Origin of the sequence: Olsenella uli (genome assembly GCF_016900775.1) — a bacterium.
In the GTDB taxonomy this organism is placed as follows: Bacteria; Actinomycetota; Coriobacteriia; order Coriobacteriales; family Atopobiaceae; genus Thermophilibacter; species Thermophilibacter uli_A.
The window spans coordinates 1-17275 of record NZ_JACJKN010000023.1 but is presented as its reverse complement, the minus strand read 5'-3'; the positions used below and the strand labels follow the sequence as shown (position 1 = coordinate 17275).

Annotated in this window: 16 protein-coding genes; 14 read left to right on the top strand and 2 right to left on the bottom strand. The window is 73.3% G+C overall.

Annotated features, from left to right (window positions below; translation table 11 throughout):
- Nucleotides 1–157 precede the first annotated feature (157 nt).
- On the top strand, nucleotides 158–3031 hold the full coding sequence (uvrA, locus tag H6A23_RS10860; protein WP_204832192.1) for an excinuclease ABC subunit UvrA: 2874 nt from the start codon (nucleotides 158–160) through the stop codon (nucleotides 3029–3031).
- Nucleotides 3032–3037: 6 nt separating this feature from the next.
- Entirely contained in the window at nucleotides 3038–3538 is a 501-nt protein-coding gene (gene ybaK, locus H6A23_RS10855; RefSeq protein WP_204832191.1) for a Cys-tRNA(Pro) deacylase, read from the top strand.
- A 47-nt stretch (nucleotides 3539–3585) separates the two neighbouring features.
- On the opposite strand, the gene H6A23_RS10850 is transcribed toward ybaK, so the two are convergent.
- Nucleotides 3586–4029 (bottom strand): hypothetical protein, encoded by a 444-nt coding sequence (locus H6A23_RS10850; protein WP_204832190.1) that lies wholly within the window; start codon nucleotides 4027–4029, stop codon nucleotides 3586–3588.
- 427 nt (nucleotides 4030–4456) lie between these two features.
- Here H6A23_RS10850 and hisG point away from each other — a divergent pair, with 427 nt between their 5' ends.
- From hisG to hisF, 8 genes are all read left to right on the top strand, one after another.
- Entirely contained in the window at nucleotides 4457–6127 is a 1671-nt protein-coding gene (gene hisG, locus H6A23_RS10845; RefSeq protein WP_204832189.1) for an ATP phosphoribosyltransferase, read from the top strand.
- Entirely contained in the window at nucleotides 6124–7530 is a 1407-nt protein-coding gene (gene hisD, locus H6A23_RS10840) for a histidinol dehydrogenase (protein ID WP_204832188.1), read from the top strand. The genes hisG and hisD overlap by 4 nt, the downstream gene beginning before the upstream one ends.
- A 1-nt stretch (nucleotide 7531) precedes the next feature.
- On the top strand, nucleotides 7532–8623 hold the full coding sequence (gene hisC, locus H6A23_RS10835) for a histidinol-phosphate transaminase (protein WP_204832187.1): 1092 nt from the start codon (nucleotides 7532–7534) through the stop codon (nucleotides 8621–8623).
- Complete coding sequence (gene hisB, locus H6A23_RS10830) at nucleotides 8620–9207, top strand: imidazoleglycerol-phosphate dehydratase HisB (RefSeq protein ID WP_204832186.1); 588 nt, start codon at nucleotides 8620–8622, stop codon at nucleotides 9205–9207. Before hisC ends, hisB begins: the two co-directional genes overlap by 4 nt.
- A complete protein-coding gene (hisH, locus tag H6A23_RS10825) occupies nucleotides 9207–9854 on the top strand; it encodes an imidazole glycerol phosphate synthase subunit HisH (RefSeq protein ID WP_204832185.1) in 648 nt (215 codons plus the stop codon). The genes hisB and hisH overlap by 1 nt, the downstream gene beginning before the upstream one ends.
- Nucleotides 9851–10585: a HisA/HisF-related TIM barrel protein gene (locus H6A23_RS10820; RefSeq protein WP_204832184.1), complete on the top strand. Its 735-nt coding sequence runs from the start codon at nucleotides 9851–9853 to the stop codon at nucleotides 10583–10585. The genes hisH and H6A23_RS10820 overlap by 4 nt, the downstream gene beginning before the upstream one ends.
- Nucleotides 10586–10756: 171 nt before the next feature.
- A complete protein-coding gene (locus H6A23_RS10815; RefSeq protein WP_286165969.1) occupies nucleotides 10757–12010 on the top strand; it encodes an aldo/keto reductase in 1254 nt (417 codons plus the stop codon).
- A gap of 204 nt (nucleotides 12011–12214) precedes the next feature.
- A complete protein-coding gene (gene hisF / locus H6A23_RS10810; protein WP_204832183.1) occupies nucleotides 12215–12982 on the top strand; it encodes an imidazole glycerol phosphate synthase subunit HisF in 768 nt (255 codons plus the stop codon).
- 85 nt (nucleotides 12983–13067) lie between these two features.
- Here hisF and H6A23_RS10805 read toward each other — a convergent pair whose 3' ends face one another.
- Nucleotides 13068–14681, bottom strand: coding sequence for an FAD-binding protein (locus tag H6A23_RS10805; protein ID WP_204832182.1), 1614 nt, complete (start codon nucleotides 14679–14681; stop codon nucleotides 13068–13070).
- Between the two features lie 56 nt (nucleotides 14682–14737).
- Between H6A23_RS10805 and hisI the strand changes: the two genes are divergently transcribed.
- The 4 genes from hisI to H6A23_RS10785 all read left to right on the top strand — a co-directional run.
- Nucleotides 14738–15124, top strand: a complete 387-nt coding sequence (hisI, locus tag H6A23_RS10800; RefSeq protein WP_204832181.1) for a phosphoribosyl-AMP cyclohydrolase — start codon at nucleotides 14738–14740, stop codon at nucleotides 15122–15124.
- Between the two features lie 54 nt (nucleotides 15125–15178).
- On the top strand, nucleotides 15179–15496 hold the full coding sequence (hisE, locus tag H6A23_RS10795) for a phosphoribosyl-ATP diphosphatase (protein WP_204832180.1): 318 nt from the start codon (nucleotides 15179–15181) through the stop codon (nucleotides 15494–15496).
- A gap of 159 nt (nucleotides 15497–15655) precedes the next feature.
- On the top strand, nucleotides 15656–16927 hold the full coding sequence (locus H6A23_RS10790) for a coiled-coil domain-containing protein (RefSeq protein WP_204832179.1): 1272 nt from the start codon (nucleotides 15656–15658) through the stop codon (nucleotides 16925–16927).
- A gap of 125 nt (nucleotides 16928–17052) precedes the next feature.
- Nucleotides 17053–17275, top strand: a 223-nt coding sequence (locus tag H6A23_RS10785) for a hypothetical protein (RefSeq protein ID WP_204832178.1), incomplete at its 3' end; no start/stop codon positions are given.

The following is a 17275-nucleotide window of genomic DNA, read 5'->3' as shown; positions in this document are numbered from 1 at the left end:
GCGCGCCGCCTCGGGGTCGAGGCTTGCTCCCAGGCTAAAATGAGTTGGTACGAACACGTGTTGCACAATCCGTGGAGGCGGGCGCCGCTCGCGGCCCCAAAGGCGCCGCTCGGCTAGACTGTGATGCGTCAAATTCTCTTGAGTGCAGGAGGGGCGCATGGCCCAGGACTCCATCGTCATCCGCGGCGCGCGCGAGCACAACCTCGCGGACGTCGACGTCGACATCCCCCGCGACAAGCTCGTCGTGATCACCGGCCTTTCCGGCTCCGGCAAGTCGAGCCTCGCCTTCGACACCATCTACGCGGAGGGCCAGCGCCGCTACGTGGAGTCGCTCTCCAGCTACGCGCGCCAGTTCCTCGGGCAGATGGACAAGCCGGACCTGGACTCGATCGACGGCCTCTCGCCGGCGGTCTCCATCGACCAGAAGACCACCTCGAGAAACCCCCGCTCCACGGTGGGCACCGTGACGGAGATCTACGACTACCTGCGCCTGCTCTTCGCGCGCGTGGGCACGCCGCACTGCCCGGAGTGCGGGCGCGTGATCGAGCGCCAGACCACCGACCAGGTGGCCGACAAGGTCCTCGAGCGCGCCCAGGGACGGCGCGCCCTCGTCCTGGCGCCGGTGGTCCTCGACCGCAAGGGCGAGTACACCAAGCTCTTCGAGGACCTGCGCCGCGAGGGCTTCAGCCGCGTGCGCATCGACGGCGAGGTGCGCGAGCTCGGCGACGAGGAGATCCGCCTGGAGAAGAAGAACCGCCACAACGTGGAGGTCGTGGTCGACCGCATCGTGGTGCGCGAGGGGAGCCTCGGGCGCATCGCCGAGGCGGTGGAGCAGGCCACGCGCCTCGCGCAGGGCCGTGTGGGCTTCTACCTCATGCCCGACCGCGACGACCCGGAGCGCTACCCCGGCGAGCTCCTCAGCTACTCGCTCGCCCTGGCCTGCCCCGAGCACGGCCACTCGATGGACGACCTCCAGCCGCGCGACTTCTCCTTCAACGCCCCCTACGGCGCCTGCCCGGAGTGCGACGGCCTGGGCTTTCGCAAGGTCGTGGACGCCGAGGCCCTGATCGAGGACCCCGCGCTCTCCGTGGCGGGCGGCGTCTTTGGCGGCCTCTTCGGCCACTCCAACTACTACCCCCAGATCCTCTCGGCCGTCTGCCGCCACCTCGGCGCCTCGGACGAGACCCCGTGGCGCGAGCTTCCCAAGAAGGTCCAGCGGGCGCTGCTCGACGGCCTCGGGGCCACCAAGGTGCGCGTGGACTACCACACGCGCGACGGGCGGGACACCCACTGGCTCACCACCTTCGCCGGCGTGCGCAAGATCCTCTTCGACAAGTACCAGGAGACCACCTCCGAGACCATGCGCACGCACCTCGAGAAGTACATCCGCGAGGTGCCCTGCTCGGCATGCCACGGCGCGCGCCTCAAGCCGGAGATCCTCGCCGTCACGGTGGGCGAGAAGAACATCTGGGAGGTCTGCGAGCTCTCCTGCCGCGAGTGCCTGGCGTTCTTCGAGGCCCTCGAGCTCACGGAGCGCCAGCTCTTCATCGCGGGCCCCGTGGTGAAGGAGATCCTCGCGCGCCTGCGCTTCCTCGTGAACGTGGGCCTCGACTACCTCACGCTCAGCCGCGCGGCCGCCACGCTCTCCGGCGGCGAGGCCCAGCGCATCCGCCTGGCCACGCAGATCGGCGCCGGCCTCATGGGCGTGCTCTACATCCTGGACGAGCCCTCGATCGGCCTGCACCAGCGCGACAACAACCGCCTCATCGAGACCCTCAAGCGCCTGCGCGACCAGGGCAACACCGTCATCGTGGTCGAGCACGACGAGGACACCATCCGCGCCGCGGACTACGTCATAGACATGGGCCCGGGCGCCGGCGAGCTCGGCGGGCGCGTGGTCGCCGCCGGCACGCCGGATGAGATCGCGGCCTGCAAGGACTCCATCACCGGCGCCTACCTCACGGGCGAGCGGCAGATCCGCCTGCCCGAGAGGCGCCGCAACCCGCGCCGGGGCGCCATCAAGGTGACCGGCGCCTCCGCGAACAACCTGCGCAACGTCACGGCCAAGGTGGAGCTCGGCACGCTCACGGTGGTCACCGGCGTCTCGGGCTCGGGCAAGAGCTCGCTCGTCACGGACACCATCGCGCCGGCGCTCACCAACGCCGTGCACCGCTCCAAGCGCGTCGTGGGGCCGTACCGGAAGCTCGAGGGCGTGGACAAGATCGACAAGGTCATCGACATCGACCAGTCGCCGATCGGCCGCACCCCGCGCTCCAACCCGGCCACCTACATCGGCCTCTGGGACGACCTGCGCGCCCTCTTCGCGTCGCTGCCGGAGAGCCGGGCGCGCGGCTACAGCCCGGGGCGCTTCTCGTTCAACGTGCCGGGCGGCCGCTGCGAGGCCTGCAAGGGCGACGGCCAGATCAAGATCGAGATGAACTTCCTGCCGGACGTCTACGTGCCCTGCGAGGTCTGCCACGGCAAGCGCTACAACCGCGAGACCCTCGAGGTCCTCTACCACGGCAAGTCCATCTCGGACGTGCTCGACATGACGGTCCACGAGGCGCTGGCCTTCTTCGCCAACATCCCGCGCATCAAGAACAAGCTCCAGACGCTCTACGACGTGGGCCTGGGCTACATCCACCTGGGCCAGCCCGCCACCACGCTCTCCGGCGGCGAGGCCCAGCGCGTGAAGCTCGCCAAGGAGCTCCACCGCCAACAGACGGGCAGGACCTTCTACATCCTCGACGAGCCCACCACGGGCCTGCACTTCGAGGACGTGCGCCAGCTCGTGGACGTGCTCGAGAAGCTCGTGGACGCCGGCAACACGGTGCTCGTGATCGAGCACAACCTCGACGTCATCAAGATGGCCGACCGCGTGCTCGACATGGGGCCCGAGGGCGGCGACGGCGGCGGCACGGTGGTGGCCTACGGCACGCCCGAGCAGGTGGCCGAGGTGCCCGAGAGCTACACGGGGCAGTTCCTGCGGCAGGTGCTCGCGCGCGACCGCGCCCGCCAGGCGGGGGCGTAGGCCGCCGTGGCGCGTCGGGAGAAGCCCCAGAAGACCAACGCCATGCGCGAGCTCGAGGCCGCGGGCGTGCCCTTCTCGTACGTGACCTACGAGGTCGACGAGACGGACACCTCGAGCGAGCTCGGCCTGCACATCGCCCAGCGCCTGGGGGAGGACCCGGCGGCGAGCTTCAAGACGCTCGTCTGCGTGACGCCGGCCGGCGGCCACGTGGTCTGCTGCGTCCCCGTGGCCGAGGAGCTCGACCTCAAGAAGGCCGCCGCGGCGGCGGGCGAGAAGAGCCTCGCGCTCATGCACGTCCGCGACCTCGAGCCCGCGACGGGCTACGTCCGCGGCGGCTGCTCGCCGGTGGGCATGAGGAAGCGCTTTCCCACGCTCATCGACGAGACGGCCCAGCTCTTCGACGAGATCCACGTCTCGGGCGGCCGGCGCGGCCTCTCGCTTGCCCTCGCCCCCGACGACCTCGTCCGCTTCTGCGAGGCCTCCTACGCCGACATCGTGCGCGACTAGGGGCGCGGGCGGCCCGCTTCGCCCGCCCGCGCCCCCGTCCTCGCTCGCTAGCCTCCCACGATCACCTCGTCGCAGCGGTTGACGACGAGCTGGACGGCCGGCCCGCCGGGGCAGCCGACCTCGCGGGCGTACCAGCCGATGCCGCCGGCGCAGCCCCCGAGCGCGTCGGAGAGCTCGTCCCAGCACGCCTCGCGCCCGGGGCCGGCCTCGTCCCCCTCGCCCCGCTCGTCGAGGAAGTGCTCCAGGAACGCGTGCTCCGCCGCGCGCACGGCCTCCCCGTCGCCGGGCCCCGCCTCGGGGCCGTCCTCGACCTCGTGGTCGAGAGTCCGCATCATGACGATCCGCCGGACGTCCCGCGCGAAGGCGGGGTCCGCCGCCTGCTCCGCGCTCGCCGCGATCACGACGGCGTCATCCGGGTAGTCCCGCTCGTCCTCCCTTCTCCTCTCCTCGAACCTCACGCCCACGCGCGCCCTTCTCCAGTACAGACCCATCTCGTGCTCCCTTCCTCGTCCGGGTGGGTCGGGCGAGCATAGCAGCCGGGGCGCCGCCCGTGTCTTCCCGGCCTCTGACGGGCCGCTGACGGCGCAGGTCAGAGGCGCCGCATGGCGCGCGCCGCCGCCGATCCGCTCGGCGGGCGGTCGGCTCTCGCCCCCGGGCGGCGCCGCCTCGCGCGCCGCGTCCGCGGGGGCGTCGCATCCGCCACTTTCCCGCGCGGACGCGCCGACCCCGCCCGCCCTCCTCGCCTGCCCGCGCGCCTTTTCGCGGGGCGGGCCCCGGTCCCTTTTGAAAGCAGACTGTAACGGCTTGGCCAAAGCCGCCCGCCGGCGCGCGGCCCTGTGCGACACTCTCCCCGCGGACGGCCGGGGCACCCGGCCCAGACCCAAGCGACCGGCGCCCCGGCGCCCGAAAGGATATGACGTGACAGCAGGTACGCCCCGTGGGTTTAGAGACATCCTCCCGAGGGAGGCGCTCGCGCGCGAGCGCATAACCGGCGTGGTGCGGGAGTGCTTCTCCGCGCACGGCTACCTCCCGGTCGAGACGCCGCTGCTCGAGGACCGCCGCGCGATCGAGCGCGGCGCCCGCGTCAAGGACTCGGCGTTCCAGCTCTTCGACTCGGACGGCAGCCTCCTCATGCTGCGCCCCGACCTCACGCTCCCCGTGGCGCGCCTCGTCGCCGGGCGCGTCTCTTCCGGCGAGCTGCCCGCGCGCTTCCGCTACGCTGCGCCGGTGGTTCGCGAGGAGCCGAGCCTGCGCGGCCAGCCCCGCCAGTTCACCCAGCTCGGCGTCGAGCTCGTGGGCGAGGACGGCGCGGCCTCCGAGGTCGAGGTCGTGCGCCTGCTCGCCGAGGCGCTCGGCGCGCTCGAGGTGCCCGACTGGCGGATCGTCTTCGGCTCGGTCACGCCGCTCACGGCCCTCCTCGACGCCTGCGCGCCCACGCCGGGCTTCCGCGAGGAGGTCCTCGCGCTCGTGCACGACTCCGACCTCGTGACCCTCGACGAGCTCATCGCCCGGGCCGAGGGGCTCTCGCCCGACGCCGCGCGCGCCCTGCGCGAGGTGCCGCGCATGGGCGGCGGGGCGGAGGTGATTGACCGGCTCGACGCGCTTCTCGGCGCGGCGGGCGTGGCCGCTCCGGCCCGGGGCACCTCCGAGCTCGCGGCGCTCGCCGGAGAGCTCGCCGACCTCTTCGAGCAGGGCCGGCTCTCCTTTGACTTCTCGATCATCAACTCGTTCGACTACTACACCGGCATCATCTTCAAGGGCTACGCCGAGGGCATCGCCGCGAGCCTCGCCTCGGGCGGGCGCTACGACGCGGTCCTCGCCAACCTGGGCCGCCCGGGCCTTGCCGCCTGCGGCTTCGCGCTCTCGCTCGAGCGGCTCCAGGAGGTGCTCGGCGAGCCGGGCGAGTCGGGCGTGGTGACGCCGGGCGTCAACGTGGCGGCCCGCCCCATCCGCATCGCCGTGCCCAAGGGGTCGCTCTTCCGGGAGACCGTGGCCGCGCTCGCCGCGGCGGGCCTGCCCACCGCCGAGCTCGCCGACCCCGGCCGCAAGCTCGTGGTGCGCGAGGGCGACGTGGAGTACGTCATCGTGCGCGCCCAGGACGCCCCGGCCTTCGTGGGCCACGGCGGCGCCGACTGCGGCATCTGCGGCAAGGACTCGCTCATCGAGGCCGGCCTCGACCTGCTGCAGCTCGTCGACCTCGGCTACGGCGGCTGCCGCTTCGTGGTGGCCGAGCCCCGCTCGCGCGCCGGCGAGGCCGAGCGCAACTACGCCTGGCGCGGCACTGTGCGCGTGGCCACCAAGTACCCGCGCATCACGCAGGACTACTACGACTCCATCGGCCAGCAGGTGGACATCGTGACGCTCCACGGCAACATCGAGCTCGGGCCCATCGTGGGCATGGCGGACCGGATCGTGGACATCACGGCCACGGGCACCACGCTTGCCGAGAACGACCTCGTGGTCGTGGACGACGTCATGGAGTGCACGGCGCGCTTCTTCGCCGGGCCCGCCGCCTACCGCTGCGACAAGAGGATTCGCGACCTCGCGAGGCGGCTCGCCGAGGTCGCAGAGAGGGGGAGCGCGTCATGAGAAGGGTGACGCTCGAGGGGGGCCGGCGCCTCACGCAGGCCGACCTCAACCGCACGGGGGCCCTGCCCGCCGACGTCATGGCGGCGGCCGAGAAGATCGTGGACGACGTGCGCGAGCGCGGCGACGCGGCGGTGCGCGACTACTGCCTGCGCTTCGACGGGGCCTGCCCGGAGGCGTTCCGCGTGCCCGACGAGCTGGTGGCCGGCGCGCTCGAGCTCGTGCCGGGGGAGTTCCTCGCCGCGCTCACCCGGGCGCGCGACCAGATCCGCGACTTCCACGAGCGCGAGCGCGAGCAGTCCTGGTTCACCACCCGCGCGGACGGCACCATGCTCGGCGTGAAGGTGACGCCCGTGGCCTCCGCCGCCGTCTACGTGCCCGGCGGGCGCGCCCAGTACCCCTCCACCGTCCTCATGGACACCATCCCGGCCAAGGTGGCCGGCGTGGGGCGCGTGGTCATGGTGACGCCCCCGCAGGCCGACGGCACGCTCTCCGCCTACACGCTCGCCGCCGCGGCGCTCGCGGGCGTGGACGAGGTCTACGCCGTGGGCGGCGCGCAGGCCATCGCCGCCGTGGCCTACGGCACCGAGTCCATCCCGGCGGTCGAGAAGATCGTGGGCCCGGGCAACGCCTACGTGGCCGCCGCCAAGCGCCACGTCTCCGGCGACGTGGGGATCGACATGGTGGCCGGCCCCTCCGAGGTCTGCGTCCTCGCGGACGCCTCCGCCGACGCGGCGGTCGTGGCGGCCGACCTCATGGCCCAGGCCGAGCACGACCCGATGGCGAGCTGCTACCTCGTGACCTGCGACGCGGGCCTGCCCGGGCGCGTGCTCGACGCCGCCGAGACGCTCGTCTCGCAGAGCCCGCGCGAGGAGATCACCCGCGCGAGCCTGGACGAGCGCGGCGTCATCGTGGTCTGCGACACGCCGGCCGCCGCCGTCGACGCGATCAACGTGATCGCCCCCGAGCACCTGGAGCTCCACTGCGCCGATGCCCTGGGCCTCCTCGGCCGCGTGAGGAACGCCGGCGCCATCTTCGTGGGCCCCTGGAGCTCCGAGCCCCTGGGCGACTACGTGGCCGGCCCCAACCACACGCTGCCCACCGGCGGCACCGCGCGCTGGGCCAACCCGCTCGGCGTCTACGACTTCCAGAAGCGCTCGAGCGTCATCTGCTACACGCCCGAGGGGCTGCTCGCCGACGCCCCGGCCACCCAGACGATCGCCCAGGCCGAGGGCCTCTGGGCGCACGCGCTCTCCGTGGGCCTGCGCCGCCGCCTCGCCGAGGGCGGCTCCTTCGACGCGGCGGACGTCTCCCGCGTCGCCTGGCCCGAGGACCTCGCCGCCCCCGCGGCCGTGCCGCTTCCCTCCGGCCGGGGGCAGTCCCCGGCGAGCGGGCCGGAGGCGTGAGATGGGCGAGAAGAACCGTGACGTCGCGGCGCGCCTGCGTCCCGCGCTCGCCGGCTTCGAGCCGTACGACCCCGCCTTCTCGCCCTGCCGCGTCAACCTCTCGGCCAACGAGAACACCCACGAGCTGCCGGACGAGGTGCGCGCCGCCATCGACGCCGCCCTTCTCGCCACGCCGCTCAACCGCTACCCGGATCCGATGGCAAACGCCCTGAGGGACGCCGTGGCGGCGCGCCACGGCGTGGCCCGCGAGGCCGTCTGCGTGGGCAACGGCGGCGACGAGCTGCTCTTCAACCTGCTCTTCGCCTTTGGCGGGCCGGGCTGCGCGCTCGTCACGTGCCCGCCGGACTTCGCCGAGTACGCCAACTTCGCCGCGATGTGCGAGACCCCCGTCGTGCGCGTGCCGCGCGACGCGCAGGACTTCTCGATAGACGCCGAGGCCCTTCTCGCCGCCGCGCGCGACGCCGCGCTCGTGATCTTGACCTCGCCCAACAACCCCACGGGCGACCTCGTGGACCCCGCGCTCGTGCGGCGCCTGCTCGACGGGACGGACGCCCTCGTCCTGGTGGACGAGGCCTACGTGGAGTTTGCGCCCGAGGGCTCGAGCCTCGTGGGGTGGGTGGCCTCGTGCCCCCGCCTCATCGTGCTGCGCACGCTCTCCAAGGCCTTCGGCCTCGCGGGGCTGCGCGCGGGCTACGTGGTGGCGGACCCGGGGGTCATAGGCGCGCTCGCCGCCGTGCGCCAGATATACTCGGTCGACGTGCTCGCGCAGGCCGCGGGCAGGGCCGCGCTCGAGCATCGCGCGTCGCTCGCGCCCGTGGTCGCCGACATCGTGGCCGAGCGCGCCCGCCTCTCGGCGGGGCTCTCGGAGCTGCCCGGCGTGCGCGTGTGGCCGTCCGCCGCCAACTTCGTGCTCGTGCGCGTGCCGCGCGCCGCCGAGGTGCGCCGGCGCCTGCGCGACGAGTTCTCGGTCCTCGTGCGCGACTTCAGCGCCGCGCCGGGGCTCGAGGGGTGCCTCAGGATCTCCGTGGGCACGCGCGAGGAGAACGACGTCCTTCTCGACGCGCTCGCGACGCTTGTGAGGGAGGAATCATGACCAGGACCGCCAAGGCCGTCCGCGCCACCGCCGAGACGGACATCGGCCTGTCCGTCGACCTCGACGGGACGGGCGCCTACGACATCGAGACCGGCGTGGGCTTCTTCGACCACATGCTCGCCGCCTTCTCGCGCCACTCGCTCGTGGACCTCACGGTCCGCGTGAAGGGCGACACCGAGGTCGACGACCACCACACCGTCGAGGACACGGGCATCGTGCTCGGCCAGGCCCTCTCCGAGGCCCTCGGCGACAAGCGCGGCATCCGCCGTTTCGGCTCGGTCATGGTGCCGCTCGACGAGGCGCTCGTCATGGCCGCCGTGGACGTGTCCGGCCGCGGCGAGCTCTTCTGGGACGTGCCAATCGGCCCGGACAAGGTGGGCACCTTCGACACCGAGCTCGGGCGCGAGTTCTTCTCGGGCCTCGCGCGCGAGGCTGGCGTGACGCTGCACCTGCGGCTCGTGTGCGGCGAGAACGCGCACCACATCCTCGAGGCGACGTTCAAGGCGGCGGCGCGGGCGCTGCGCGAGGCCGTCGAGAGCGACCCGCGCGTCGAGGGCGTGCCCTCCACCAAGGGGAGCCTGTGATGGCGCGCCGGATCGTGGTGGTTGACTACCACAAGGGCAACCTCAGCTCCGTGGAGCGCGGCCTCGTCGACGCGGGGGGAGAGGTGCTCGTCACCGACGACCCCGCGCGCATCCGCGAGGCTGCGGGCGTGGTGCTCCCCGGCGTGGGGAGCTTCGGCGACGCGATGGCCTTCCTGCGCGAGAGCGGCGAGGCCGAGGCGGTCCTCGACGCGCTCGGCCGCGGGGTGCCGTTCCTCGGCATCTGCCTCGGCCTGCAGCTGCTCTTCGAGCGCGGCGACGAGACGCACGACGGCTCGTGGGCGCAGGGCCTGGGCGTGCTTGCGGGCTCGGCCACGCGCCTCGAGTCGACGCGCCTCAAGGTGCCGCACGTGGGCTGGGACCAGGTCAACCTCACGCCCCTGGGCCGCGCGTGCCGGCTCTTCCGCAACGTGCCCGACGGCGCCAACGTCTACTTCACGCACTCCTTCGCGCTCGCCGACGACGTCGACGCGGGCGTGGTGACCGCGCGCACCCACTACGTGCGCAGCTTCGCCTCGGCCGTGTGGCGCGACAACGTCTTCGGCGTGCAGTTCCACCCCGAGAAGTCCTCCGCCGTGGGGGCCGTTATCCTCTCAAACTTCGTCGATGTGGTGCGAGGTGGCCGATGATCCTCTTTCCCGCCATCGACCTCGTGGGCGGCCGCGTCGTGCGCCTCGCGCGCGGCGAGCGCGCCCACATGGACGTCTACTCCGACGACCCGGCCGCCGTGGCCGAGTCCTTCCGCGACGCCGGCGCCGCGTGGGTCCACGTGGTGGACCTCTCGGCCACCCTCGAGGAGGACGAGGCGGCCCGCGCCGCCAACGACGCCGCGATCCGCGCGATCTGCGCGGTGCCGGGCATCTCCGTCGACGCGGGCGGCGGCGTGCGCGACCTCGCGGCCGTGGAGCGGCTCGCGGGCCTGGGCGTGCGCAGGATCGCCATCGGCACCGCCCTCGTGCGCGACCCGGCCTTCGCCGCCGAGGCGGCCCGCCGGTTCGGCGAGCTCGTGGTGGCCGACGTGGCGGCGCGCGGCGGCGAGGTGCGCGTGAACGGCTGGCGCGAGGGGGCGGCGCTCTCGGCCGACGAGCTCGTGGCGCGCCTCGCCGAGCTGGGCTACTGCCATCTGGTGTTCACCGACGTCGCGCGCGACGGCATGCGCTGCGGCGTGGACGCCGCCGCCTACGCCCGCGTGGCCGAGGTGGCGGGCTTTCCCGTGGTGGCCTCGGGCGGCATCGCCTCGCTCGACGACCTGCGCGCCCTTTCGGCCCTCGGCCCGGACGTCATCGAGGGCGCCATCACCGGGCGGGCCCTCTACGAGGGGTCCTTCTCGCTTGAGGACGCGCTCGCGGCCTGCGCGTAGCGCGGCGCCGGGGGCGTCCCCGGCCGAGGTCCTTCTCGCCTGCGACACCGCGCGTCCCTCCGCACGTCCTTCTCGCCCCGCCCCTTGCGCCCCGCCCCTCGCGCACATCAAATCTGGCTGCGTCATTTTGGCCGTTTGAGGGGGCTTTGAAGGGCAAAGACTGCCAAAATCATGCGGACAGATCTGATGCGCGGCCCCGGGGCCGGATTCGACGGCGCGCCGGGGGGAGGGGAGAAGAACGTGCAGTACCGCGTGAACCCCAGGAACGGCGAGCGCATCTCGGCGCTCGGCCTCGGCTGCATGCGCCTTCCCGGGCCGCCGGGCCGGCCTGACCCCCGCCGGGCCCGCGAGCTCATCGCCCGCGCCGTGGAGCGGGGCGTCAACTACCTGGACACGGCCTACCTCTACCCGGGAAACGAGGCCTGCGTGGGCGCCGCCCTCGAGGGGCTGGGCCTGCGCGAGCGCGTGCTCGTGGCGACCAAGCTCCCGCACGGCTCGGTGCGCGCCGCCGCCGACCTCGACCACATCCTCGACGAGCAGCTCCGGCGCCTGCGCACGGACCGCGTGGACTACTACCTCATCCACAACGTGACGAGCCCCGCCCAGTGGGAGCGCCTGCGGGGGATGGGCATCGAGGGGTGGCTCGAGCGCCAGCGCGCGGCCGGGCGCATCCGGCAGGCGGGCTTCTCCTACCACGGCAGCGAGGGCGACTTCCCCGTGCTCCTGGACGCCTACGACTGGGACTTCTGCCAGATCCAGTACAACTACGCGGGCGAGAAGTACCAGGCGGGGACGGCGGGCCTTGCCGCCGCGGCCGCGCGCGGCCTCGCCGTCTTCGTGATGGAGCCGCTGCTGGGAGGCCGGCTCGCGGACAGGCTGCCCCCGCGCGCCCGGCGCATCCTCGACGCCGCCGACGAGCCCGGCCTCGGCTCGCCCGCCGCCTGGGGGCTCTCCTGGGTGTGGGACCACCCCGAGGTGACGATGCTCCTCTCCGGCATGTCCGAGCCCGCCCAGATCGACGAGAACGCCGCGCTGGCCGAGCGGGCGCTGCCGGGCGCGATGACGCCCGCGCAGCACGAGGTCATAGCCCGCGTGGTGGCCGAGTTCGCGCGCACCAACCGCATTCCCTGCACCGGGTGCAACTACTGCATGCCGTGCCCCCGGGGCATCAACATCCCGGGGTGCTTCTCGGCCTACAACGCGAGCTACGCGCACGGCTGGCCCACGGGGCTCGCGCAGTACTTCACCGCGAGCGCCATCCGCACGGGCGAGCCCAGGCTCGTGAGCAACTGCGTGAGCTGCGGCGCGTGCGTGCGCAGGTGCCCCCAGCACATCGACATCCCGGCGCGCCTCGCGGACGTGGGCCGGCGCTTCCAGCCCGGCCCCGTGGGCCTTGCCCTCAGGGCCTGGGGCCGCCGGCGCTGAGCCCCATGTAACATCCTCGGGGCGAGAGGCGCATGCGACCCCTGGTTCCCTTACAGTGACAGTGTGACCGAAGCGTCCTTCAGCGACTGGGGGCTCGCCGGCCCCTCTCGCGGGGCTCGGCGCTCGCTTCGCTCGCTCACTTCGTGACTCGCCCCGCGAGAGGGGCCGGCGAGCCCGGGCCCCGACGACCGAAAGGACCATGCCGTGCTGACGAAGAGAGTCATTCCCTGCCTGGACGTGTGCGAGGGGCGCGTGGTGAAGGGCGTCAACTTCGTGGACCTGCGCGACGCGGGCGACCCGGTGGAGCTGGCGCGGCGCTACGACAAGGAGGGCGCCGACGAGGTCGTCTTCCTGGACATCACGGCCACCTCGGACGACCGCGCCACCAAGATCGGCCTCGCGAGCCGCGCCTCGGCCGAGCTGCGGATCCCCTACACGGTGGGCGGGGGCTTTCGCGACGTGGCGTCCTGCCGCGAGATGATCGCCGCGGGCGCCGACAAGGTCTCGCTCAACTCCGCCGCCGTCAAGGACCCGACGCTCATCACCGCCGCGGCCACCGCCTTTGGCTCCCAGGCCGTGATCTGCGCGATTGACGCCAAGCGCGTGGGCCGCGAGGACCGCTGGGAAGTCTACCTCGCGGGCGGGCGCGTCGCCACCGGGATCGACGCCGTGGCGTGGGCAGAGGAGGCCGCGCGGCGCGGCGCCGGGGAGATCCTGCTCACGAGCATGGACCGCGACGGCACCAAGGACGGCTTTGACCTCGCGCTCACCCGCGCGGTGGCGCGCGCCGTGCCGATCCCCGTCATAGCGTCGGGCGGAGTGGGCACGCTCGAGCACTTCGCCGAGGGCATCCTCGAGGGCGAGGCGGACGCGGTCCTGGCCGCGAGCGTCTTCCACTTTGGGACCTTCACCATCCGCCAGGTCAAGGAGTACCTGGCGAGCCAGGGCATCCCCGTGCGCCTGGACTTCTGACAAAGGTGTCAGGGTCGTTTGTCAGGTTTTCTGACAAAGGGGCCGGAGGAGTTTGTCATGAGTTGTGGCTGAGGCCTGCCAGGCCTCAGCCGAGCGGTGCCGCCGCGGGCAGGCCGTCCGCGCCGAGCGAGACGACGAGCGGGCGCGCCTGCGCCGGGTCCTCCTCGGGGAAGTCGGCGCGGAAGTGGGCGCCGCGGCTCTCCGTCCGCGCGCGCATGGCGGCCACGAGGGCCGAGGCCGAGCGCAGCGCCAGCCAGGCCCGCGCCGCGCGCGCCTCTGCCCGCGGGTTGTTGCCCGCCGCCGGCGCGTCGGCGAGGCGCTCGGCGAGCCTGCCGATGGCGCGCTCGGCGTCGGCGAGCCCCTCCTCGTCGCGTACGACGAGGCAGCGCTCTCCCATGACCCGGCGCAGCTCGGCCAGCGCGCCCGCCGAGACCGCCTCCGCCGGGGCGCCGGCGACAAGGGCCTCGGCGGCGCCCCCGTCGGCGCCGCCCGCGCCGCTTTGCCCCGCGGCCTCGGCTGCCGCCGCGCGCCCGGCCGCCCAGCCAAAGACCAGGCCGTTCGCGCTCGAGAGCCCGCCGATGCGGTCCGCACCGTGCATGCCGCCCGTGGCCTCGCCGCACGCGAAGAGCCCGGGCACGCCGGTGGCCCCGCGCTCGTCCACGAGGATGCCGCCGTTGGAGGCGTGCGCGTAGGGCGCGATGCGCACGCCCTCGTCCGGCCGCCGCCCGAAGGCGCCCTCGAACCAGTCGAAGTAGGTCTGCATGAACTCGGGCAGCGCGTCCGGCAGCTCGTAGTCCACGGCCGCCCCGCGCGGCCCCGCCGCGGCAATGGCAAAGTCCACGGCGCGGTCGGGCAGGCTCGCGGTGAAGGGCCCGTGCCCGCCGCGCTCGTCGAGCAGGCGCGCCGCATCCGGCGCGCGGAGGCCCTCCACCCGCGCGTAGCGGAAGGTCCGCTCGTTGAAGACGACGTCTCTGACCGGCTCCACCAGGCCGGGCATGATCTGGATGAACTCGACGTTCACGAGGCGCGCCCCGCAGGAGAGCGCCGCCGCGGCGGCGGTGCCCATGACGTCGGGCATCGTGAGCGTGCGCGAGAAGAGCCCGCCGAAGCCGCCCGTCGCGAGGATCACGGCGCCCGCCGCCACCGCGCGCGCCGCGCCCGTGCGCGCGTCCGAGAGGAGGGCCCCGCGGACGCGGCCGTCCGCGCGGAGCAGCCCCAGAAGCTCGTGGCGCGCCATGGTCTCCACGCCGGCCGCGCCGAGCGCCGCGGCGGTCGCCTCGCGGTACGACGCGCGCTCGAGGCCGTGCCAGTCGCGGTGCGCCCGGTCGAAGCAGGGGATGAAGTCGCGCTCGCCCGCGCGCTCGGCGCGCCGCAGGGTCACGCCGCGCGCCTCGAGGCGCCCCACCGCCGCGCCCGTGCCCGCCACGAGCGCGCGCACGAGCTCCGGCAGCGCCATGCCGCGCCCCACCGCCAGGATCGCGTCCTCGAGGTCCCTCTCGCCCGACGGGCCGCCCGCGGGCCCCACCAGGCCGAGGCCCCACGTCCCGGGGAAGAAGCTCGAGCCGGAGAACGTGGGCCCCGCGCTCGCGAGCGCCACGCGCGCGCCCGCGCGCGCCGCGGCGAGCGCCGCCTCGCAGCCGGCGATGCCCGCGCCCACGACGAGCACGTCGAATACGGCATTGTTACGCGCCTCGCACATACCGCCGCCCTTCCGCCCCCGCGCGCTACACTGTGGGGCGGCGCAAAGGAGGCATCGTGTCAGGAGATTCGCTCGATTATACCTACGCGGGGGAGCGCCCCGAGCCGGTCTCGCCCGCCGCGGCGAACGTCCGCTTTGACGAGCGCGGGCTCGTCCCGGCCGTCGTCCAGCAGGAGGGGACCGGAGAGGTCCTGATGGTGGCCTGGATGAGCGAGGAGTCGCTGCGCCTCACGCTCGAGACCGGCACCACGTGGTTCTGGAGCCGCAGCCGCCAGGAGCTCTGGAACAAGGGCGCCACGAGCGGCAACGTCCAGCGCGTGCGGCGCGTGCTCGTGGACTGCGACGCCGACACGCTGCTCGTGGAGGTGGACTCGCCGGGCCCCGCCTGCCACACGGGGCACCGCAGCTGCTTCTACCGCGAGCTCGCCCGGGGAGATGCCTAAAAGGGGCCTGTCCCCTTTTAGGCAAGTTTATAGGCAGACGTGAGGGGAGCGGCAATGGGGGAGAGAACCGCCAACGTGAAGGACGGCAGCATCGGCGACACGATCGAGGGGCTCGCGCGCGTCATCCACGCGCGACGCGACGCCTCCCCGGAGGCGTCCTACACCGCGCGCCTGCTCCAGGGCAAGGAGGACAGCCTCCTCAAGAAGGTGACCGAGGAGGCCACCGAGGTCGTCATGGCCTGCAAGGACCGCGACCACGACCACATCCGCTACGAGGCCGCCGACCTCGTCTATCACCTGCTCGTCACCCTGGAGCGCTACGGCGTCAGCGTGGACGAGCTCGCCGGGGAGCTGGACGCGCGCCATCGCTGAGCGCCGCCCCGGCCGCGCGCCGCGCCGGCCGCCCCCGATTCATGTCTGTGGAGCCGAGGTGGAATGGATGCCGGCCGTCTGCGGGACTGCTAGTATGACGAACAGGCATGGTCCCCAGACGCACAGGCCATGAAGGAAAGAACACGTTAGGAGCGTCCTATGTCACTTCGCACGCGCGGCGCGTACGTCGCCTCCGCCATCGTGCTGACCCTTGGGCTCGGGCTCGCCCCGACGCCGGCCCTGGCGGCCACGTCCGCCGAGCTCCAGGCCGAGCTCGACCAGGCCGAGGCCCAGCTTCACTCGCTCTACTCCTCCGCCGAGCAGGCCAACAACGACCTCGTGAGCGTCACCAACGACCTCAACGAGACCAACGCCCAGATCGGGCAGCTCGAGACCGACATCGCCGACCAGCAGGTCCAGCTCGCCGACACGCAGAAGCAGCTCGGCAACCTCATCTCCATGCAGTACAAGGGCGGCGAGGCCGACCTGCTCACGCTGCTGCTCAACTCCGCGGACTTCAACGAGCTCATCACCAACGTCCACTACGCGAGCTCGATCGCGGACCAGAAGCAGGAGGCCATCGACCAGATCAAGACGCTGACCACCTCGCTCGAGGAGGACCGCGCGAGCCTGGAGGAGCAGCGGACCCAGCAGGAGCAGCTCGTCTCCGACCAGCAGGCCAAGACCGACGCGGCCAACGCCGCCGCCTCCGACGCGCAGGCCTACTACGACCAGCTCTCCGACGAGGTCAAGCAGGCCATCGCCGCCGAGGAGGAGGCCGCGCGCAAGGCCGCCGAGGAGGAGGCGCGCAAGGCCGCCGAGGAGGCCCAGCGCCTCGCCGAGCAGGAGGCCGCCGAGCAGGAGCAGCAGGCCCAGGGCGACGCCGAGGAGGGCGGCTCCACCGACGGCGGCTCCAGCAGCAACGGCGGCTCCACCAGCAACGGGGGCTCCACCGGCAACGGCGGGTCGTCCAACAACGGCGGCTCCTCCTCCGGCGGCGGCTCCAGCAACGGCGGCTCCTCCGGCGGCGGCAGCTCCGCGCCCACCGGCTCCGCGAGCGCCATGGTGGCCCGCGCCTACTCGATCATCGGCTCCGGCTACAGCTACACCGGCTACGTCTGGACCGGCAGTACCTCGAGCTCGTACTTCACCTGCTCGGGCGTGGTGGACTACGCGCTCGGCCTGCCCACCAACTCCAACAGCCCCGAGACCCTCTACTCGCAGGTGGTCTCGCGCGGGACCTACACCTCTGACGCCAGCCAGCTCAAGTACGGCGACCTCGTCTTCTACCGCTACGGCGGGCGCGCCCCCGGCCACGTGGGCATCTACGTGGGCGACGGCTGCGTGATTGACTCCGTCCCGGGCGGCGGCGTGCAGGTCCGCAGCATGTACTTCGTGAACGGCTACATGGGCGGCGGCTCGATTATCTAGCGGGAGGCGGGACGTCTGCCCCGCGAGCACGCGCAGGATTCCCAGCGGCCCCGAGGCGCCTTCGAAGCCTCGGGGCCGCACGTATGGGGGCACCCCGCAGGGCGGGTGCCGAGAAGGACGGTCACATGGAGAACGAGACAACCGACACCCCCGCGCGTGGCGCGCACTTCTCGCCCGACGGCGCCTCCGGGCGCCGCGGCCGGCCCCGGCACGCCGCGCCGCAGCCGGCCGCCTCGCCCGACGACACGATGATCTACGTGGCGGCCGCCCGCGCCGGGCGCGTCCCCGCGCGGCCCGTGCCCGGGCGCCCCGCGCATGCCGCGCCGGGAGAGGCGGCCCCCGCCGCCC